The 20,268-nt window shown below is 63.0% G+C and carries 19 protein-coding genes and 2 pseudogenes; 15 read left to right on the top strand and 6 right to left on the bottom strand.

The window, feature by feature from the left end; translation table 11 throughout:
- Nucleotides 1-11 precede the first annotated feature (11 nt).
- The 8 genes and pseudogenes from FQ705_RS34165 to bioB all read left to right on the top strand — a co-directional run.
- Nucleotides 12-173 (top strand): annotated as a pseudogene (locus FQ705_RS34165) (acyl-CoA dehydrogenase family protein); the annotation flags it as partial.
- Nucleotides 157-249 (top strand): annotated as a pseudogene (locus FQ705_RS34160) (acyl-CoA dehydrogenase family protein); the annotation flags it as partial. The pseudogenes FQ705_RS34165 and FQ705_RS34160, both read left to right, overlap by 17 nt.
- Nucleotides 250-256: 7 nt before the next feature.
- The gene (locus FQ705_RS21495) at nt 257-706 is read left to right on the top strand and encodes a YchJ family protein (protein WP_144144052.1); all 450 of its coding nucleotides are present in this window, start codon (nt 257-259) and stop codon (nt 704-706) included.
- Nucleotides 707-1,284: 578 nt separating this feature from the next.
- A complete protein-coding gene (locus tag FQ705_RS21485; protein ID WP_144144051.1) occupies nt 1,285-2,565 on the top strand; it encodes a dienelactone hydrolase family protein in 1,281 nt (426 codons plus the stop codon).
- Between the two features lie 975 nt (nt 2,566-3,540).
- Nucleotides 3,541-4,905 carry an adenosylmethionine--8-amino-7-oxononanoate transaminase gene (gene bioA / locus FQ705_RS21475; protein ID WP_144144050.1) on the top strand — a complete coding sequence of 455 codons (1,365 nt, stop codon included), beginning with the start codon at nt 3,541-3,543 and terminating at the stop codon, nt 4,903-4,905.
- On the top strand, nt 4,905-6,089 hold the full coding sequence (gene bioF, locus FQ705_RS21470; RefSeq protein ID WP_144144049.1) for an 8-amino-7-oxononanoate synthase: 1,185 nt from the start codon (nt 4,905-4,907) through the stop codon (nt 6,087-6,089). Before bioA ends, bioF begins: the two co-directional genes overlap by 1 nt.
- Nucleotides 6,086-6,817, top strand: coding sequence for a dethiobiotin synthase (bioD, locus tag FQ705_RS21465; RefSeq protein ID WP_144144048.1), 732 nt, complete (start codon nt 6,086-6,088; stop codon nt 6,815-6,817). Before bioF ends, bioD begins: the two co-directional genes overlap by 4 nt.
- A gap of 34 nt (nt 6,818-6,851) precedes the next feature.
- Nucleotides 6,852-7,931: a biotin synthase BioB gene (bioB, locus tag FQ705_RS21460; RefSeq protein WP_144144047.1), complete on the top strand. Its 1,080-nt coding sequence runs from the start codon at nt 6,852-6,854 to the stop codon at nt 7,929-7,931.
- A 93-nt stretch (nt 7,932-8,024) separates the two neighbouring features.
- Here bioB and FQ705_RS21455 read toward each other — a convergent pair whose 3' ends face one another.
- Both FQ705_RS21455 and FQ705_RS21450 read right to left on the bottom strand, forming a co-directional pair.
- Nucleotides 8,025-9,050: a sulfate ABC transporter substrate-binding protein gene (locus FQ705_RS21455; protein WP_144144046.1), complete on the bottom strand. Its 1,026-nt coding sequence runs from the start codon at nt 9,048-9,050 to the stop codon at nt 8,025-8,027.
- Between the two features lie 110 nt (nt 9,051-9,160).
- Nucleotides 9,161-9,763, bottom strand: coding sequence for an RBBP9/YdeN family alpha/beta hydrolase (locus FQ705_RS21450; RefSeq protein WP_144144045.1), 603 nt, complete (start codon nt 9,761-9,763; stop codon nt 9,161-9,163).
- 323 nt (nt 9,764-10,086) lie between these two features.
- On the opposite strand from FQ705_RS21450, the gene FQ705_RS21445 reads away from it, so the two are divergent.
- The 6 genes from FQ705_RS21445 to FQ705_RS21420 are packed head-to-tail and all read left to right on the top strand — an operon-like array spanning nt 10,087 to nt 14,184.
- Nucleotides 10,087-11,028: a 2-hydroxyacid dehydrogenase gene (locus tag FQ705_RS21445; RefSeq protein ID WP_144144044.1), complete on the top strand. Its 942-nt coding sequence runs from the start codon at nt 10,087-10,089 to the stop codon at nt 11,026-11,028.
- A gap of 52 nt (nt 11,029-11,080) precedes the next feature.
- Nucleotides 11,081-12,007, top strand: coding sequence for a hydroxymethylglutaryl-CoA lyase (locus FQ705_RS21440; RefSeq protein ID WP_144144043.1), 927 nt, complete (start codon nt 11,081-11,083; stop codon nt 12,005-12,007).
- A gap of 42 nt (nt 12,008-12,049) precedes the next feature.
- The gene (locus FQ705_RS21435; protein WP_144144042.1) at nt 12,050-12,571 is read left to right on the top strand and encodes a YbaK/EbsC family protein; all 522 of its coding nucleotides are present in this window, start codon (nt 12,050-12,052) and stop codon (nt 12,569-12,571) included.
- Nucleotides 12,572-12,575: 4 nt separating this feature from the next.
- Nucleotides 12,576-12,803 carry a DUF1289 domain-containing protein gene (locus FQ705_RS21430; protein ID WP_144144041.1) on the top strand — a complete coding sequence of 76 codons (228 nt, stop codon included), beginning with the start codon at nt 12,576-12,578 and terminating at the stop codon, nt 12,801-12,803.
- Nucleotides 12,800-13,267 (top strand): MaoC family dehydratase, encoded by a 468-nt coding sequence (locus tag FQ705_RS21425; protein ID WP_144144040.1) that lies wholly within the window; start codon nt 12,800-12,802, stop codon nt 13,265-13,267. Before FQ705_RS21430 ends, FQ705_RS21425 begins: the two co-directional genes overlap by 4 nt.
- A complete protein-coding gene (locus tag FQ705_RS21420) occupies nt 13,264-14,184 on the top strand; it encodes an MBL fold metallo-hydrolase (RefSeq protein WP_144144039.1) in 921 nt (306 codons plus the stop codon). Before FQ705_RS21425 ends, FQ705_RS21420 begins: the two co-directional genes overlap by 4 nt.
- A 363-nt stretch (nt 14,185-14,547) precedes the next feature.
- Here FQ705_RS21420 and FQ705_RS21415 read toward each other — a convergent pair whose 3' ends face one another.
- Entirely contained in the window at nt 14,548-15,438 is an 891-nt protein-coding gene (locus FQ705_RS21415; protein ID WP_144144038.1) for an alpha/beta fold hydrolase, read from the bottom strand.
- A gap of 294 nt (nt 15,439-15,732) precedes the next feature.
- On the opposite strand from FQ705_RS21415, the gene FQ705_RS21410 reads away from it, so the two are divergent.
- Nucleotides 15,733-16,692, top strand: coding sequence for an NAD(P)H-dependent flavin oxidoreductase (locus FQ705_RS21410; protein WP_144144037.1), 960 nt, complete (start codon nt 15,733-15,735; stop codon nt 16,690-16,692).
- Between the two features lie 51 nt (nt 16,693-16,743).
- On the opposite strand, the gene FQ705_RS21405 is transcribed toward FQ705_RS21410, so the two are convergent.
- The 3 genes from FQ705_RS21405 to FQ705_RS21395 form a co-directional block, all read right to left on the bottom strand.
- Complete coding sequence (locus tag FQ705_RS21405; RefSeq protein ID WP_144144036.1) at nt 16,744-17,682, bottom strand: LysR family transcriptional regulator; 939 nt, start codon at nt 17,680-17,682, stop codon at nt 16,744-16,746.
- A 150-nt stretch (nt 17,683-17,832) separates the two neighbouring features.
- Complete coding sequence (locus tag FQ705_RS21400) at nt 17,833-18,918, bottom strand: porin (protein WP_144144035.1); 1,086 nt, start codon at nt 18,916-18,918, stop codon at nt 17,833-17,835.
- 567 nt (nt 18,919-19,485) lie between these two features.
- A complete protein-coding gene (locus FQ705_RS21395; protein WP_144144034.1) occupies nt 19,486-20,025 on the bottom strand; it encodes a hypothetical protein in 540 nt (179 codons plus the stop codon).
- Nucleotides 20,026-20,268: the final 243 nt, after the last annotated feature.

The following is a 20,268-nucleotide window of genomic DNA, read 5'->3' as shown; positions in this document are numbered from 1 at the left end:
AGACACACCGAATGGTGCTTGACCAGGATCACCCGATGGTCCACGACGCGCTGCGCACCTTCGTGCGCGACGCGATCACGCCTTACACGGCAACGTGGGACCGCGAGCGAGCCTTTCCGAACGACGTACACCGGCAACTCGCCGAACTCGGCGCTTATGGAGTGGATCTACCGCGACGTGCGCGTCTGCCAGATCTACGAGGGCACGAGCGACATCCAGAAAATTTTGATTGCACGCGGAATCGGTTGAAGATCAGATGAATGAGCAACTGTTGTCAACGCAACGACCGATCGACTGCCCGTGCGGCGGCGCGGCACCGGATCAACGCAGCGGGGCCAAGGCGCCCCGCTTCGCGCAATGCTGCGGGCGCTATATCGACAACGGCGAAAGCGCGCCGCGCGCCCTCGAACTGATGCGCTCGCGCTATAGCGCGTACGTTGTGGGCGCAACGGACTATCTGCGCGCTACCTGGGCGCCGCACACCTGCCCCGCCGACCTCGACGTGAACCTGGCCGCCCCCGACACGCCGCGTTGGCTCGGACTCCAGATCAAAGCTTTTGCCGAGAGCGATGCCGATCATGCAACGGTCGAATTCATCGCACGATACAAGGTGGGCGGACGCGCACGCCGCTTGCACGAACTAAGCCGTTTCACGCGCGATGAAGCCGGCCGCTGGCGCTACGTCGACGGCGACGTGAGCGAATAACGCGCGGAACCTTTCTGACCCTTACGCAATGCTACGGCGTGCGTAGCGACGTGCTCACCTATGGCCCTCAAAGCAGGGCCATTTTTTTTGTTGGCGTGACACCACAACGGCCGCGCTGCCCCTTATTGCTTCGTGTCACCAACTACCGGCGGGGCCCTGTTTTCGCGGACCTGAGCGCCCGTTCTAAAGGCGGCAATTTTTGCGTCGCGGGTTCTCCTTGATTGCACAAAACAAAATTGTCGTGCCAGGATGAGGCCGTAGCTTCATGACGTCACGTTGCGAGAGCCGGTCCATACCGACTCCGCAAAATGCGCAGGGTGCTCTGCCAGATACCAGACAGTGTGGATTCGGCGGCAGCTTCCGGTAGCAGGAGTGATGCTCATCATCGGCGCGTGGGGTCGCGTCGGCCGTTTGGGTTCATCCCGTGCGATCTCGATTGGCGTGCGTGCACCTGGTGCACTGCGTACGCGAGTGTGCTTTTGTTTGTCGAAAACCCGGCCGAAAGGCAATCGTCAGCAATGACATTCGACAGACAGGCATCACGGTGTTCAGGGCAGGTTTTTCAGGCAGGTGCGTCGATGGGTTTCAGCAAGGTTCTGACGAAGTGCGTAGTGGTCTGTGCAACGGCAACGTGCGCAGTCGCACTCGCACATGCCGACCCGCTCGCCGACAACCAGGCTGGCCCTCTGACCCGCGCACACGTGCCGCGCATCGCGCTCGACGACGATGTCTATTTGCCCACGGCGGGTCTGAACGAACAGATCATTCGCGTGCCCGTCGACGCAGCCGGCACTACCACCCTTGAAACCACGATCTACAAGCCGGACGGCGCAGGCCCGTTTCCGATGATCGTGTTCAACCACGGCAAAATCCCTGGCGATCCGCGTACGCAGGAACGCAGCGACCCGCTGCCGTTCGCGCGCGAGTTCGTGCGTCGCGGTTATGTGGTGGTCGCGCCGAACCGTCAGGGCTTCGGCCATTCGGACGGCGTGTATGAGCAGGATGGCTGCGACGTCGAGAAGAACGGCATCGGCCAGGCGGGCGACGTGGCGGCGACCATCAGCTTCATGTCGAAGCAGTCTTATGTGGACGCGACGCACATCGTGGTGGCGGGTACTTCGCATGGCGGCTTGGCGACGATGGCGTACGGTACCGAGGCGGCGTCGGGCGTGCGGGCGCTGATCAATTTCTCGGGCGGGTTGCGGCAGGATGCCTGCACCGACTGGCAGGGCAACCTGACGCGGGCATTCGGCGCGTATGGCGAGAAGACCAAGGTGCCGTCGCTGTGGATGTATGGCGACAACGATTCGGTCTGGAATGCGCCGCTGGTGGCGGGCATGTATTCCGCATTTGCCGCGCATGGCGCGAGCGCGAAGATGGTCGATTTCGGCACGTACAAGAACGACGCACATCGGCTGGTCGGCGACCGCGACGGAGTGCATGTCTGGTGGCCCGCCGTCGAGGCGTTCCTGGCCCGCGTGGGCATGCCTACGGGCGTGCAGTATCGTGTCGCGGATCCTTCGATGCCGAAGGCTAGCGGTTTTGCGGCTGTCGATGCGGTGGATTCAGTGCCGTTTGTCGATGAAGCCGGACGCAATGGGTATCGGAACTTCCTGCATCAATATCCTAGCCGGGCTTTTGCGGTGTCGGATTCGGGTGCCTGGTCTTGGGCCGAAGGTGGGGATGATCCGATGACCGTGGCTGTGGCGAATTGCCAGAAGCAGAGTTCGGCGCCTTGCCGGTTGTATGCGGTCAATAACTCCGTTGTTTGGGGGGATCAGTCTTCGACTACGGCGGATAATGGTGTGGGCGCTCCTGCTTCTGCTGCTGCGCAGCGGGCTATTGCTAGTCGGGAGTAGGGGTTGGGTTGCTTGTTTGCGTGATGATTTGGGCTTTTGTTTTTCAGGGTTTTGGCCTTTCCTTGAGGTCACGGTGGTCTATTAGTGTTGCCCCTGTGCGGGGCGGCACTCACTTTCTTTGCCGCCGCAAAGAAAGTAAGCAAAGAAAGCGGGCTCACACCGCCAGCTCATAAGCGGGTCCCCCGCACAGCCACGATAGTGGCTCATCTGGAATCCGTGCCCTCGCGCACTCCGCGCTCGTGGCACAGCAGTCATTCTTCCGGCGGCGCTGCGCGCGCCCCCCCGCCAGTTCTCAAACAGTCGGTTGTCCGGCGTCTCGCCGAGGCGAAGCCGACGTCCCCACAGACAAAACTCAACCGCTGCTTTTCGACCGACCGCTCCGCCGCGCGAAGCGCGAGGCGGGATGGATGATGGCTTTGTCACCGACGTCGAATGTGCGAGAACACGGATTCCAGATGCACCACTGCCTCCTGCGAGCCAGGGGGCCCGCTTCCTGGCTGGCGGTGTGAGCCCGCTTTCTTTGCTTACTTTCTTTGCGGCGGCAAAGAAAGTGAGTGCCCCCCCGCACAGGGGGAACGCTAATGGACCACCGTGACTTCAAGGAAAGGCCCAAGCCCAACGACCACAAAACCCACCACAAAACCCACCACAAAACCCAAACCCTCACCCTGAAGCCCAAATTCCCGCCAGTAACAGCCCATTACTTTGTCGTCGTCAACTCCGTCCATTCCCGGGGTTCAGAAACGAAAAGCAGCGACCTGCAGCAAACACCCCACAACCCCAGCGTCGCAGACAAAAAACCCCTCCGTAACCCAGGTGCACGGCACGAAATAAACCGCTAATCTCGACCCCGCACGCCTGCCCAAAGCCGCGCGCAGCGCAAATCCCACGCGTCAAACCGTGCCCCATCAAGGCCCTGAAAACCCCTTGAAAAAGCCCCGCGCAGCGGCAAAAAAGCACCCCTGGAGCACCGCATTGGAAAACGCAACAACACCCTCAGCCACATCCCCCGACGACTGGATCGCCCGCAGCCTGCGCGCCGTCTGGCACCCCTGCACGCAGATGAAGCACCATGAGCGCCTGCCGCTCATCCCCGTCGCGCGTGGCCAGGGCGCCTGGCTCTACGACCGCGCCAACCATCGCTATCTGGATGCCATCAGCTCCTGGTGGGTCAACCTCTTCGGCCACGCGAATCCGCGCATCAACGCAGCGCTGAAAGACCAACTCGACACCCTCGAGCACGCCATGCTCGCCGGCTGCACGCACGAACCGGCCATCGAACTGGCGGAACGCCTCGGCGCGCTCACGAACAACACGCTAGGCCACGCGTTCTTCGCATCCGATGGCGCGTCCGCCGTCGAAATCGCGCTGAAGATGAGCTTTCACTCATGGCGCAATCGCGGTTTCGCCGACAAGCAGGAATTCGTCTGCATCGCCAACAGCTATCACGGTGAAACCATCGGCGCGCTCGGCGTCACCGACGTCGCGCTCTTCAAGGACGCCTACGATCCGCTGATCCGTCACGCGCACGTGGTGGCCTCGCCCGACGCGCGCCAGGCTCAGCCGGGCGAGACCGCCGCCGATGTTGCCCGCCGCGCACTCGACCACGTCCGCTCGCTGTTCGATGCGCGCGCCACGAAAATCGCCGCGCTGATCGTCGAGCCGCTCGTGCAATGCGCGGCCGGCATGGCCATGCACGACCCGTCGTATATCGCCGGATTGCGCGCCCTCTGCGACCAGTACGGCGTGCATCTGATCGCCGATGAAATCGCCGTCGGCTGCGGCCGCACCGGCACCTTCTTCGCGTGCGAACAGGCCGGCATCTGGCCGGACTTCCTGTGTCTGTCGAAGGGCATCAGCGGCGGCTATCTGCCGCTGTCGATCGTACTGTCGCGCGACGAAATCTTCGAGGCCTTCTATCACGACGAAACCGCACGCGGTTTCCTCCACTCGCACTCGTACACCGGCAATCCGCTCGCCTGCCGCGCAGCGCTCGCCACGCTCGATCTGTTCGCGAGCGACAACGTGCTCGCCGTCAACACGCAGAAGTCGGCGAAGTTGAAAGCCGCGCTCGCGCCGCTCGCCAATCACCCGCAAGTACGCAACCTGCGTCAGTGCGGCACGATCTTCGCGTTCGACGCCGTGATCGACGACGCTCAGCAAGCCCGCACTTTCTCGCGCCGCTTCTTCGAAAACGCCTTGCAGCGCGAACTGTTGCTGCGCCCGATTTCGACCACGGTGTACCTGATGCCCCCTTACATCCTCGACGACGAAGAACTCGCGCTGCTCGCTTCGCGCACGATCGGGACCTTCGAAGCCACGCTCGCGGAGACTTGCTAATGCACCTGCTCGACACTCTTGCCGAAGGCTTGAAGGAAATCGACGCACTCGGCCTGCGCCGTCGCCGCCGCACCATCGACACACCGTGCGCCGCACACATGACGGTCGATGGCCGCGCGATGATCGGCTTCGCCAGTAACGACTATCTGGGCCTCGCCGCGCATCCGCAACTCATCGCCGCGATCGCCGAAGGCGCGCAGCGCTACGGCGCCGGTAGCGGCGGTTCGCATCTGCTCGGCGGCCACTCGCGCGCGCACGCGCAACTCGAGGACGACCTCGCGGCATTCGTCGGCGGCTTCGTCGACAATGCCCGCGCGCTCTACTTCAGTACCGGCTACATGGCCAACCTCGCCACGCTCACCGCACTCGCGGGCCGTGGCACGACGCTCTTCTCCGACGCGCTGAATCACGCCTCGCTGATCGACGGCGCACGGCTGTCGCGTGCCGATGTCCAGATTTATCCGCACTGCGATACCGACGCATTGAGCGCGATGCTCGATGCCTCGGATTCAAACGTCAAGGTGATCGTCTCCGACACCGTGTTCAGCATGGATGGCGACATCACGCCGCTCGCGCGTCTGCTCGAACTCGCGGAGCAACACGGCGCATGGTTGATCGTCGACGACGCGCATGGTTTCGGCGTGCTCGGCCCGCAAGGCCGTGGCGCGGTCGCGCAAGCCGCGTTGCGCTCGCCCAATCTCATTTCGATCGGCACGCTCGGTAAGGCAGCAGGCGTCTCAGGCGCCTTCGTCGTCGCGCACGAAACGGTGATCGAATGGCTCGTGCAGCGCGCGCGTCCGTACATCTTCACCACGGCGTCGACACCGGCGGCCGCACATGCGGTGTCGGCGAGTCTGCGCATCATCGGCGGCGAGGAAGGCGACGCAAGACGCGCGCATCTTCAGCAGTTGATCGAACGCACACGTGCGATGCTCAAAGCCACGCCGTGGATCCCCGTGGATTCGCACACTGCCGTTCAGCCGCTCATCATCGGCGCGAACGACGCCACGCTCGATATCGCCGCCACGCTCGATCGCGCGGGTCTATGGGTGCCGGCAATCCGTCCGCCGACCGTGCCTGCGGGCACCTCGCGTCTGCGCATTTCATTGTCCGCCGCGCATTCGCAAGCGGACCTCGATCGTCTCGACGCTGGTTTGCAACAACTCGGAGCGAAAGCAGCATGAGTAGCGTGAGTGGTAAGGCACTGTCCCTGTTCGTCACCGGCACCGATACGGAAATCGGCAAGACCTTCGTTTCGTCGGCGCTGTTGCGCGGGTTCGTGCGTGAAGGCTTACAGGCCGCCGCGATGAAACCGATCGCCGCGGGCGCATTCAAACTGAACGGCGTGCTGCATAACGAAGACGCGGATCAACTCGACGCCGCCGCGAACGTCCTGCTGCCGCCCGCGATGCGCACACCGTATCTGCTGAAGGAACCGGCCGCGCCGCATATCGCGGCTGCGCTGGAGAACGTCACGTTCGACATCGCGCACATCGTCGATTGTCATGCGCAGGCGTTGCAGCGCGCGGAGATCGTCGTGGTGGAAGGCGTCGGCGGCTTTCGCGTGCCGTTGACCGCGACGCAGGACACCGCCGATCTCGCCGTCGCGTTGAAGCTGCCGGTGGTGCTGGTGGTCGGCATGCGCCTCGGCTGTATCAGCCACGCGCTGCTCACCGCCGAAGCAATCGCCGCACGCGGTTTGACGCTCGCCGGATGGGTCGCAAACCGCATCGATCCGGATATGACGTTCCCCGACGAAAACATTGCATCGATCCGCGAGCACCTCGCGCGTGAATACGACGCGCCACTGCTCGGCATCGTGCCGCATCTGAAACCGGCTTCGCCCGAACTCGCGGCGGACCGACTCGACATCAACCGGCTTTTGCAGACGCTGCGTCAGACGCAGCGCTGAGCCACCATCATCTCCATCCATGAGGATTGACGACATGACGCAACTGAATATCGCCCCGACGCCAGCCGACACGGCCGCCGCCAACCAGAACGCCGCCGCAGGCACGAAACCGGTCGCGCGCTGGCGTGTCGCCGACATCGTCGCGCTGTACGAACTGCCGTTCAACGACCTGATGTTCCGCGCGCAGCAGGCGCATCGCGAACATTTCGACGCCAACACCGTGCAACTGTCGACGCTGCTGTCGATCAAGACCGGCGGCTGCGAAGAAGACTGCGCGTACTGTCCGCAGTCGGTGCATCACGACACGGGCCTTGTCGCCGACAAACTGATGCCGGTCGACGAAGTGCTCGCCGCCGCGAAGGTCGCCAAGGAAAACGGCGCAACGCGTTTCTGCATGGGCGCCGCGTGGCGCAACCCGAAGGACCGTCACCTCGAACCGATCAAGGACATGATTCGCGGCGTGAAGGCAATGGGGCTCGAAACCTGCGTGACGCTCGGCATGCTCGAAACGCATCAGGCGCAAGGTCTGCGTGATGCAGGGCTCGACTACTACAACCACAACCTCGATACGTCGCCGGAGTTTTACGGTCAGATCATTTCGACGCGCACCTATCAGGATCGTCTCGATACGCTGGAACGCGTGCGCGATGCGGGCATCAACGTCTGCTGCGGCGGCATCGTCGGTCTAGGCGAGTCGCGCCGTGAACGCGCCGGGTTGATTTCACAGTTGGCGAACATGGAGCCGTATCCGGAATCGGTGCCTATCAACAATCTGGTTCAGGTCGAAGGCACGCCGTTGACGGGCACCGAGGCAATCGATCCGTTCGAATTCGTGCGCACCATCGCGGTTGCGCGCATTACGATGCCCAAGGCAATGGTGCGCCTCTCGGCCGGCCGTGAGCAAATGGATGAAGCGTTGCAGTCGCTGTGCTTCCTCGCCGGCGCGAATTCGATTTTCTACGGCGATCAACTGCTGACGACCAGCAATCCGCAGGCGGAGGCGGATCGGAAGTTGCTGGAGCGTCTTGGCATTCGCGCTGAAGCCGCGCAACAAATGCCGCTGGATCAGAGCGGTTGTGAGAATGGCTGCGATAAGCATGCAGCGCCAAACTAAGCATTGGGACTTGCTGCACACGCTCAAACGCATGCGATGAAAAAAAGGCCGCCTCGGAAACGAGGCGGCCTTTTTACGTTGAGCCGCGATCGACTACTTCTTGTCGACGATGATCTGATCGAACGTCCCGCCGTCGGAGAAATGCGTTTGCTGCGCCTTCTGCCAGCTGCCGAACATTTCTTCGACGGTGAATGTCTTGATCGGTTTGAACTCCGCCGCATGCTTCGCCAACACGTCCTTGTCGCGCGGACGCAGATGATGCTGCGCGATGATTTCCTGCGCGGCCGGCGACCACAGATAGTCGAGATATGCCTGCGCTTCCTTGCGTGTGCCGCGCTTGTCGACCACCTTGTCGACGATCGAAACCGGCGGCGCAGCTAGCAAACTCACTGACGGATACACGGCTTCGAAATTACCCGCCCCCACGCCGCTGTCGATCAGCGACACCTCATTTTCGAACGTCACCAGCACGTCGCCGATGCCGCGTTGCGTGAAGGTGGTCGTCGCGCCACGGCCGCCCGTGTCGAGCACTGGCACGTTCCTGAAGATGGCTTTTTCCAAGTCGAGCGCCTGGGCATCCGTCCCACCATGCTGCTTGCGATAGCCCCACGCGGCCAGATACGTGTAACGCCCATTGCCCGACGTCTTCGGATTCGCAATCACCACCTGCATGCCCGGTTTCGCGAGATCGTCCCAATCCTTGATGTGCTTGGGGTTGCCCTTGCGTACGAGGAACACCATCGTGGTGGTGTAAGGCGCGCTGTCGTTCGGCAGACGCGTGCGCCAGTTGGCCGGCACCAGTTGCCCCTTCTCGGCGAGCAGGTCGATATCGTTCGGCTGGTTCATCGTCACCACGTCGGCCTGCAAGCCTTGCAGCACCGACAACGCCTGCGCGCTCGAAGCACCATGCGACTGACGGATCGACACGGTCTCACCGCTCTTCTGCTTGTATGCCGCGACGAAGCTGGCGTTGATGTCCTTATACAACTCGCGCGTCACGTCATACGACACGTTGAGCAACGACGTATCGGCGTGCGCCGTCGAGATGCCGCTCATCGCGAGCGTGATTGTCGTTATGCCGGCTGCCAGCCAGCGCGATGTCCCCGTCTTGCCTGCCATCTTGTCCCCGCCTATCGATGATGAAAACCTGCAGCCGCACGAACGCGCAGCGTAAAGCGGGATTCTAACGGATCGCTTACTGGCGCAGGCACGCACGCGCGGCGATGCGCTCACATGAACGCGTGCTGTGCGGCCTCGAACGGCTCCTCGCGAAAACGCAGCGGCGCGGCGCAATGCACCAGCGTATCGACGAAATATTTGGCGCGCGGCCACGGACCGAATCCGGCCGCGGTGTTGATATGCCCTGCATCGCCGAGATTGACGAACGCACTACCGAAACGCTGCGCAAGCTCACGCGATCCGGCCAGCGGCATCCACGGATCGGTTTCGCTGCCGATCAGAATCGACGGCACACCCAGACGCCGCGCGTCGAATGCACCCGCAAAGGCGAATTTCTGCGGACTGGCAGGCGCCACGAACAGCACGCCGACCACGTCGTTGGCATACGACGCCTGTTGCAACGCATGCGCGGTCGCGAGGCAGCCGAAGCTGTGCGCGGCCAGCACGAACGGCCCGCGCTCGCGGGCCAGCAAATCGCGCAACGACGTCGCCCACAGCGCGAGGTCCGGCGCGTCCCAGTCGGTCTGTTCGACCCGCAGCGAGCGCGCGAACTGACGCTCCAGCCATGTTTGCCAGTGCGCGCCCTCGCTGCCGTGCAGACCGGGAACGGTCACGAGGCGCGGCGGCCATGTCGATTTGGTGCAAGAAAGCATGTCGGTCCCTCGCTGCGGAAATCCGGAACTTGATTGTCCCGCTGCGCACCGCACGCACGAACCAAGTTTTTGTGCTTTGGTTATGGCGTAAAAACACGCGAGAAGGCGCTAACACGGCACGTCGCCCTGCCGACGCGAGCCATACGATATGCACGCTCGTGCGCAAACGGGCGCGAATCGCGTCGAAAAAGTAGAATGAAGCCTATCCATAAAAGGAGGAGCCCCATGCAGCAGGCGTCGTTCGTTGCGAAACAGCGCTCGCAGCCGCCGCATCACGGCCTCACCGCAACCCGAACTGGCCGCACAGGCGCATTGGGCACCGTATGAAAATCCTCTTCTACATGCCGCATGCCGACGTCGCCGAGTGGCTGCACGACTTTGCGCGTGCACTGCCCGAGGCCGATCTGCGCGAATGGCAAGCAGGCGACACCGCGCCCGCCGATTTCGCGGTCGTCTGGCGGCCGCCGCGCGAGATGTTCGCGGGCCGCGCCGATCTGCGGGCAATTTTTAACCTCGGCGCGGGCGTCGATGCAATCCTCGCGCTGGAACACGCGCAACCCGGCACGTTGCCGCGCAACGCACAACTGATCCGCCTCGAAGACAGCGGCATGGCCCCGCAGATGGCCGAGTACGTGACCCACGCTGTGCTGCGTTATCTGCGCCGCTTCGACGAATATCAAACGCAGCAGGACGCGCGCCGCTGGCAGGTACTCGATCCGCATCCGCGCGAAACATTTACCGTTGGGGTGCTGGGACTCGGCGTGCTCGGCGCGCATGTGGCGCGCACGCTTGCATCGTTCGGCCTGCCGGTGCGAGGCTACAGCCGTAGCGCGCGCGACGTCGCGGGCATCACCACGTTCGCTGGCGAAGCACAGTTCGACGCATTTCTCGACGGCGTCAAAGTGCTGGTGAATCTGCTGCCGCATACGCCGGAAACGGGCGATGTACTCAACGCACGGACCTTCGCGAAGCTCGCGCAGGGCGCGTATCTGATCAACGTCGCGCGCGGCGGCCATCTTGTCGAACAGGACCTGCTCGACGCGCTCGCAAGCGGCCAGCTCGCCGCCGCCACGCTCGACGTGTTCCGCGAAGAACCCTTACCGCCCGATCATCTGTTCTGGCAGGAACCGCGCATTACGATCACGCCGCACATGTCCGCCCTCACGTTGCGCGCGGAAAGCGTCGCGCAAGTGGCACGCAAGATCAAAGCGCTGGCGCACGGCGACACCGTCAGCGGCGTGGTGAATCTCGACCGCGGATACTGACACCGGCCAATCCAATCGAAGGAGCGCGGCAACGCGCAAGAGGAGACACATCATGGCTCTACCCCAGCAAGTGAAAATCGTCGAAGTCGGTCCGCGCGACGGATTGCAGAACGAAAAGGAATTCGTCACCACCGCGATCAAGGTCGACCTGATCAATCGCCTGTCGGCCGCCGGCATCCGCAATGTCGAGGCGGCGTCGTTCGTGTCGCCGAAATGGGTCCCGCAGATGGCCGACGGCGCCGAGGTGATGGCCGCTATCGAACGCCGTCCGGGAACGATCTATTCGGTGCTGACGCCGAATCTGCGCGGCTTCGAAGGCGCGCTCGCGGCGCGTGCCGACGAGATCGTGATCTTCGGCGCCGCCAGCGAGGCCTTCTCGCAGAAGAACATCAATTGCAGCATCGCCGAAAGCATCGACCGGTTCGCGCCGGTCGTGCAGGCGGCCAAGGAGCATGGCGTGCGGATTCGCGGCAGCGTGTCGTGCGCGCTCGGCTGCCCGTATCAGGGCGAGGTGCCGGTAGCGTCGGTAGTGGACGTGGTCGAACGCTTCGCGGCGCTCGGTTGCGACGAGATCGATATCGCCGACACGATCGGCGTCGGCACACCCAAACGTACGCGCGAAGTGTTCGAAGCCGTCACAAAAGTGTTTCCGCGTGAACGTCTTTCCGGTCACTTTCACGACACCTACGGCCAGGCGCTCGCGAACATCTACGCAGCGTTGCAGGAAGGCATCGAGATTTATCACGCGTCGGTGGCGGGTCTCGGCGGCTGTCCGTATGCGAAGGGCGCGACCGGCAACGTCGCGACCGAAGACGTCCTGTATTTGATGAACGGCCTCGGCATCGAGACCGGTATCGACCTGGCGCAAGTCGTAGCGATCGGCGATTTCATTTCGACCTCGATCGGCCGGCCCAATGTTTCGCGCGCCGGTAAAGCGCTGCTCGCCAAAGCGCGCAGCGAAGCAACGAACTGCGTTTGACGCCTGCCCAACCCTCACGCCAATCAATCGGAACCTGAAACGATGACGGACCACGCTTCTCTCGAATCCGACGATCTCACCGCTCTTCCGGACTCGGCACGGCGCGTTGCGCTGCTGTTGCGCGAACGCGGTCACGCGGGTCGAATCGTGATGTTGCCGGAAACCGGCAAGACGTCCGCGGAAGCCGCCGCGGGTCTCGGCTGCTCGGTCGCGCAGATCGCCAAGTCGATTCTGTTCCGCCGTCGCGAAGACGATGCCCCGGTGCTGGTCGTGGCGAGTGGCGCGAATCGCGTCGATGAAAAGAAGGTCGCCGCGAAAGTCGGCGAGATCGGCCGCGCGGACGCGAAGTTCGTGCGCGAAAAAACCGGCTATGCGATTGGCGGCGTCTGCCCGATTGGTCACGCCGTCGAACCGGTCACGTTGATCGACGCCGATCTGCTCGAACTCGACAGCTTGTGGGCCGCAGCCGGCCACCCGCACGCGGTGTTCAATCTGACGGCGCAGGAATTGATCACACTGACCGGCGCACCGGTGGTCGACGTGGCCTTGCGCGAGGGCGCCTGAAGTCATGACAGCGGGCGCCCACATCGCCAGCCAGGACGACGCCGTGCCGTCGCCGTGCATCAGCGTGTGCAGGATGGACGCAGCGACAGGCTGGTGCGAAGGATGCCTGCGCACCATCGATGAGATCGCCGGCTGGTCCCTGTTCGACGGCGATGAGAAGCGCGCCGTGTGGGACGCGATCGAAGCGCGCCACGCGCAGTTCATCGCCGTCCGGATGAAGGAGCCGCGATGAAGCCGGCGCCGCGCATCGTGACGATCGGCGAGACCTTTAGCTCGACGCTGGCGTTGTCGGCGGATTCGGTGAAGTCCTTCGCCATGCTCGTCAACGATATGAACCCGCTGCATCACGATGAGGCCTATGCCGCGCAAAGCCGCTTCGGCGGTCTGATCGCATCCGGCACGCAGCCCACTGCGCACTTCATGGCGTTGCTGGCCACGCATTTTTCCACTTACGCGCAGCCGCTCGGCCTCGAATTCGATATCAAGCTGAAGAAGGCCGTTCACGCGGACGACACGCTGACGATCACCTGGCGCGTGCGCGATGCGTACTGGAAGGCGAGTCTGAATGGCGATTTGACGCATCTCGACGGCACGGTCGTGAACCAGCGCGGCGACACCATGCTGACCGGTACCTCCACCATTCTCGTGATGCCAAAACCGGAAGCGTCCGCGCCAGCGAACGGCGGCGCATCGTGATCGCGCTGCCGCCGTCGATCCGGGTATTCGAGCGCGGCTGGCTGTCGTCGAACAACGTATTGCTGATCGACGAGGCGTGCACCGCGCTGGTCGATACGGGTTATGCCACGCATGCGCCGCAGACGCTCGCGTTGGTGCAGCAGGCGCTCGGCAGGAGGCCGCTCGATCTGATCGTCAACACGCATCTCCATTCGGATCACTGCGGCGGCAATGCGCTGCTGCAGGCCACATGGCCATGCCGCACGCTCATTCCCGTGTCCGAAGCAGAGACCGTCCGCGAATGGAATGAAGCGCGCCTTAGCTTCCGCGCCACCGGCCAAACCTGCGAGCGCTTCGCCTTCACCGAAACGATTGCGCCCGGCGCGCAGTTGCGGCTCGGCGCGCTCGACTGGCAGGTGCTCGGCGCACCTGGCCACGATCCTCACTCGCTGATGCTGTATTGCGCGGAGCAACGCATCCTGATCAGCGCGGACGCCCTGTGGGAAAACGGCTTCGGGGTGATCTTTCCCGAATTGGAAGGAGAAAGCGGATTCGCCGAAGAGCAGGCCGTGCTCGAAGCGATTCAGAAGCTCGATGTTCGGCTCGTGATTCCGGGTCACGGCGCGCCTTTCACGAACGTCGAACAGGCGCTCGACAAAGCGTTTTCACGCGTCGCGTGGTTGCGCGCCGATCCTGCGCGCAATGCGAAGAATGCGCTAAAGGTGCTAATCGCGTTCAAGCTGCTCGAAGTCCGCGAGATGCGTTTCGACACGTTGCTGGCCATGCTCGATCACGCCGCCGTGATGCGCGCCGCCGCATCGATGCTCGCGCCGCACGGCGAGTGGCCTGCGCTGTTGAAGGGGATTGTCGAGGAACTGGCGGCGAGGAACGGGCCGCTGGAATTGGATGGCGCGCGCATCGTCGCCCGCCAAGGATGAATTGCCGACGCGATGGCCTCGCACACGCATGCTGCACCGCCATTCGTCGCAACAAAAAGAAAGCCGCCCGACTATGAAGGCGAGCGGCGGAAATTCTGTCGGACGTGATCAGCGTCGTTACCGATGATACGCGCGCCGCTTTTTTGACCGCATCGGTGATTTCCCTACAGAAGGTTGACGTCTGCTTTTAAACGGGCATACACGGAATATTGATCGGCTCATATGACCATTCATCGCCGAAAATAATCCGGAATCCGTAATATCGACGCAGACGAGTTCGCCAGATGCCGCCGCGCCGCTTGCCGCCGCTCAGCTGAACGGGGCACGCGGGCGCGCATTGCACGGCTGCGGAGAAAAAGCGGCCTATTGTTCGACCGCCTCGAAGAAGGACAGCATTTCCGCGACCAGTTCGTCGGGTGCCTCTTCGGGAATGTAATGCCCGCAGGACAGCGAGCGGCCGCTCACGTCACGCGCCACGTGACGCCATTCGTCGAGCGCGTCGAAGCATTTTTCGATCACACCCTTGTCGCCCCACAACACGCGCAGCGGACAGCCGATCTTGTGGCCGCGCTCGATATCGCTGCGATCGTGTTCGAGGTCGATACTCGCCGACGCCCGGTAGTCCTCGCACATCGCGTGCACGGCACCGGGTTGCGCCAGCGCCGACCGATAAGCATCGAGCGCGGCGGGATCGAACGGCGCCAGACCCGCGTGACGGCCACCCATTACCGCATCGACATAAGCGGCCGGGTCTGCGCCGATCAAGGTTTCGGGCAATGGCTCGGCCTGAATCAGGAAGAACCAGTGAAAGTAAAGCGTCGCGAACGTGCGGTCGGTCGCTTCGTACATGGCGAGCGTCGGCGCGATGTCGAGCAGCATTAGACGCTCGACGGCGTCGGCGTGATCGAGCGCCATGCGATGCGCGACACGAGCGCCGCGATCGTGCGCGCAGACCAGGAAACGCTCGAAGCCGAAGTGGCGCATCACGGCGACTTGGTCGGCCGCCATCGTGCGTTTGGAATACGGCGTGTGGGCGGCGTCGCTCGGCGGCTTGCCCGATGCGCCATAGCCACGCAGATCGGTGGCGATCACCGTGAAATGCTCGGCCAGCCGGGCGGCGCATCGCGCCCAGATCAGATGCGATTGCGGATGGCCATGCAGCAACAGAAGCGGCGGCCCTGATCCCCCCTTCACTCCAAAAATGTCGACATCGCCCGCGGCGACGCGAAAGGGCGTGAAATTCTCGAAGGCCATGGCGTCTCTCGTGTCGTTTGAAGTTCCTGCATTGTAGGAGCGCGACAAGTCCAAACGAGGTGGGTTAACCCACGCAAACATAGAACCTGAACTCTCCCTCCAACGGTTCTAAACAATCGGCTCGAATGTGGGCGACTTGCTTCACCTATAATCGAACGATCGTTCTTAAATATTCGAATGCGGCGATTGACGGTGTGTCGGCTTCGGCACGCCGCAAGCCGTGTGCCGCTAAACTCATCTCATGCCGGGCGCTCAACGCCGCACCGGTCCGCTCAAAATCAGGAGACTCGCACTATGGCATTGCCCGCCGTCCTGCAAAAACTCGCGCTACCCGTCGTCGCTTCGCCGATGTTCATCGTCAGCTATCCCGAACTCGTGCTGGCTCAGTGCAAGGCCGGCATCGTCGGCTCGTTTCCCGCGCTGAATGCCCGCCCCGCCGAATTGCTCGACGAATGGCTCACGCAGATCCAGGCCCAGCTCGCCGAGCACAAGGCGGCCAATCCCGATGCGATCATCGGGCCGATCGCGGTCAACCAGATCGTCCATCAATCGAATACGCGACTCGAACACGACGTGCGCGTATGCGTCGAGCACAAGGTGCCGATTTTCATCACGAGCCTGCGCGCGCCGGCGCGCGAGATCGTCGACGCCGTGCACAGCTACGGCGGCATCGTGCTGCATGACGTGATCAACCTGCGCCACGCGCAGAAAGCGCTGGAAGCGGGTGTCGACGGTCTGATCCTGGTGGCCTCCGGCGCCGGCGGCCACGCCGGCACGACCTCGCCGTTCGCGCTGGTCGGTGAAGTGCGGCGCATGTTCGACGGCCCGATCGTGCTGTCGGGTTCGATCGCCAACGGCGGCTCGATTCTCGCCGCGCAGGCCATGGGCGCCGACCTCGCCTACATGGGCACACGCTTCATCGCGACCCAGGAGGCGCACGCGGTGGATAGCTACAAGCAGGCGATCGTCAACTCCACGGCGTCGGACATCATTTATACGAACCTCTTCACCGGCGTGCACGGCAATTACATTCGCGAAAGCATCCTGAACGCCGGACTCGATCCGGATGCGCTGCCGGAGTCGGACAAGACGAAGATGAACTTCGGCAGCGACAAGGCCAAGGCATGGAAAGACATCTGGGGCGCAGGCCAGGGCGTCGGCCTGATGGACGACGTGCCGAGCGTCGGCGAGCTGGTGCAGCGTCTGAAGAAGGAATATGACGAAGCGAAAGCGCGGCTGGGGATTGCGCGCTGAGTGGATCGGCTGAAGCTGCGGCTCGCTTTGCGCTGAGCCGCAGGCAGCGCCTCAATGCACGGCCAGCGCCTTGATCTGTTCAAGCGATGGCCACAGCGACTCGTTCGCGAACCGCTCGGCGAGAAAGTCCACGAACGAGCGCACCTTCGCCGACAGATGCCGGCGGCTCGCATAGACCACGTGGATCGGCAACTCGCGCGGCGGCATCTCGTCGACCAGCAGCGGCACGAGACGGCCCGCGGCCAGATCGTCGCCGATCACCTCGGTGCCGAGCATCGCGATGCCCGCGCCCTGGAGCACGATGACCCGCTGCGCTTCCAGATGGTTGACGATCAGATTGCCCGACAGACGCACACGCGGCGCGGCCTCGCCGGGCACGGTGGCGATATCGAGCGGCGACACACCTGCGTATTGCAGATAGTTGTGACGCGCCAGATCGGCGATGGTCTTCGGCGTACCGTGCCGCCGCAGATAAGCGGGCGACGCGCACAGCACCAGGTGCGCGGTCGCAATCTGCCGCGCGATGAGCGAAGACGACTTCAAACCGCTCGGCGAGGCCCGGATCGCGACATCGAAACCCTCGTCGATCAGTTCGACCACGCGGTCGGACAAGGTGATGTCGACCGTGACTTGCGGGTATTGCGCAGCGTAGTCCGCGATCGCGCTCATCACATGGCTCAAGCCGAACGCCGACAGCGACGACACCCGCAAGCGCCCTTGCGGCACGACGCTCGCCGCACCGACCACCTGCTCGGCTTCCTCCAGTTCGGTGAGCACCTGACTCAGGCGCTCATAGTATTCGCGCCCCGCTTCGGTCGGTGCCACGCGCCGCGTGGTGCGGTTCAGCAGGCGCGCGCCGAGTTGCTGTTCCAGGTGCATGACGTGCTTGCTCGCCATGGCCGCTGACATTTCCATCCGTTCGGCCGCGCCGACGAAGCTCCCCACTTCGACCACGTGGCGGAACACTTTCATACTGACGAGGGTATCCATCTCAATCGCTCGCTTCAGGAATCAATCGGCGCCATTTTGCCGGGTTTATCAAAAACTGGTCAGCAAACTGGTCGGCGTTGGGTCCAGAAGCGGCAAAGCCCGCCTTCCGAAGAAGGCGGGCTTTGCCAGACGGTGCTGAAACCGGCGCGCTTAGAACTTCGCGCGCAAGCCGACGCCGTAGGTGTTGCCGCTCGACATGCTGGAAATCTTGTCGTACATGTACGCCGCATAGACGTCCGTGCGCTTGGACAGCGGATAGTCGTAGCCGATCGACGCCGTCTGACGGGTCTGGTCGAGACCGCCGCCGTCGCGCGAGTAAGCATACGACGCCATCACCGTGCCCGGGCCGACCGGCACCGATGCGCCGCCTTGTGCCGTGTTCACGTGCCAGCTGGTGATCTGCTCGTCGTTGTACGTGTACATGTACTGGCCGAAGAATTTCACGAACTTCAGGTCGTACGAAACGCCCGCTTGCGCAACGCTCTGGCTCTTCAGACCCGGCACGCCCGACGCGCCGAAGCTGCCCAGGTCGCTCGGCACGTTGTTGAAGTTCACGTACTGATACACCGCGGTCGCAGCGAACGGGCCGTGGAAGTACAGCACCTGGCCGCTCCACTTCTTCGCACCGTTTTCCGTCGTGTTGCCCAGCGCGTACATGGCCGTTGCGCTCAAGCCGTTGAAGTTCGGCGAGGCATACGACACGGCGTTGCTCCAGCCCGAGTCACCCGTCACGCCCTGGTCGGTGGTGTAGGTCGGGAAGGTGCCGAGACCCAGGTACGTGTGCCACACCATCGGCGAGAACTCGTACGAGTCGACGAACGGGTTGAACAGAATCGTCGACACGAACAGCGGCGTGGTCAGACGGCCGGCCGTGATCGTACCGTAAGGCGATTCGACACCGACGTAGGCGTTACGCGAGAACATCGTGTCGCCGGTGAAGCGGCCGTACTGGCCGTTCTGCGCGAGGAAAAAGCCTTCCAACGCGAAGATCGCCTTGTAGCCGTTACCCAGATCCTCAGCCCCCTTCAAGCCCCAGTACGACGTCGACATACCGCCGCCGGACACCTGCACAGCCGTCTTGCCGCCCGGGAATTTCTGCGCGCCGACCCATTCGTCGACCTGACCGTAGAGTTGCACGCTCGATTGCGCAAAAGCAGACGATGCACTGGCCAGCAGAGCGGCACACGCGGTTGCCTTGAGGGTGGTCTTCAGCGCACTGCTGATGCTTGTTTTCATGGGTTCTCCTGTCTTTGTCAAAAAGGGGTGTGGCTGTGCGAAAGGGGGAGCTCGCGCGAACCATTTGTTGTCGTCCGTTCGATCATCGAGCCAATCTGGGCGGGACCATCTTTGCGGACCATTTTTATGAACAAAAATATCGCTGGTTATTGCGGGTATATCGGTCTGATTAGTTTTGTCGCTTATCGGCCTGTTAAAGCACCGGCCTCAGGCCGGCTCGCCGTGGCGCCGCAGATCATGCGGCACCGCGCAAAGCGTTACTGACCATGCGGCCGACGGCCTGATCACGCTTCAAATGACATGCCGATGACGCACCGCCGCAGAACCGATCAAATTTGACGACGAGAGGGGGGTTGATGCCGAGAGATTTCAAAAAAGTGTGGCGTCTAAACGTCACAATGATGCGGGTGTTTTTGGCGCGCGCAGAAGCGTGAGCCAGACAAGGCAGCGGAAGAGACAGAAAATTCAACGGGAGACTACGAGGAGTGCAGCGGGAAGACGCTTGCAGGCGGAACGAACGAAGACCTGCCATCGGCTCGAGCGAGCACAGCGATGTGCCCGGCCGGCCTAATTACGATATGGATTACCTTCAGGCTGCCGAGGATCGTCGACTTGCCGCTGCATCGCGCGCCCGGAACCACGTTCTTCGTTGTAGCGGGCGACATCGGCGCGAATCGAACCGGTTCGAACCGGTGCGCTGGGCGGCGGCCGCGGCACCGAGCGCGATTCCGCGCTGACGGGCGTAATGGCCCCGGCGTATTGCATGCCGCCACGGCCATCGCCGCCGTAGCCGGCAGGACCCGCGACGCGATGCATGCCAGGGTTGTAAATCCCGAGGCCGTTAGCGTAATTGCCGTTGGCGAAGTTTGCGCCGCCGCGCGGTGGGCGCGCGCTACGCTCAGCCATGTCGTTGCGGACAGGTCGTGCCGCAGGGGCACCGTAGCCACGTGCGCCGCCATGCATCTCGCCGCGCATGGCGTGCTCCCCGGAACCGCGCGAGTAACCGCCGCCGTGCGGTACGCCTGGCGCTTTTGCATAGGCGAACGAACACAGCGCAGCGATAACCGCGCCCAACGCCCAATGCTTCGTTCTCGACAACCCGTCCACCTGCGACTCTCATGCCCGAAGACCTGCCTGAAATTCACCGTTCGAGCTGCGATGAATCTGTTTTGGGAATGCCCCGGGCGCTACGACAAATTCACGCAACGCGAAGCATCCCTACGGCCTTTGAACCGTAATTTATGGGTGACGGCAGAGGGTGTCGAGCCAAAAAGTGTTAGGCCTCGCCCGTTGATGTAACACCTTGTTACTGCGACGTTTTTCTGCGACACAGCACTTGCGTGGATGCCT

Source organism: Paraburkholderia sp. BCC1884, assembly GCF_900996225.1.
In the GTDB taxonomy this organism is placed as follows: Bacteria; Pseudomonadota; Gammaproteobacteria; order Burkholderiales; family Burkholderiaceae; genus Paraburkholderia.
The sequence above is the reverse complement of the archived record's forward strand: the minus strand, read 5'-3'. Positions and strand labels throughout refer to the sequence as shown.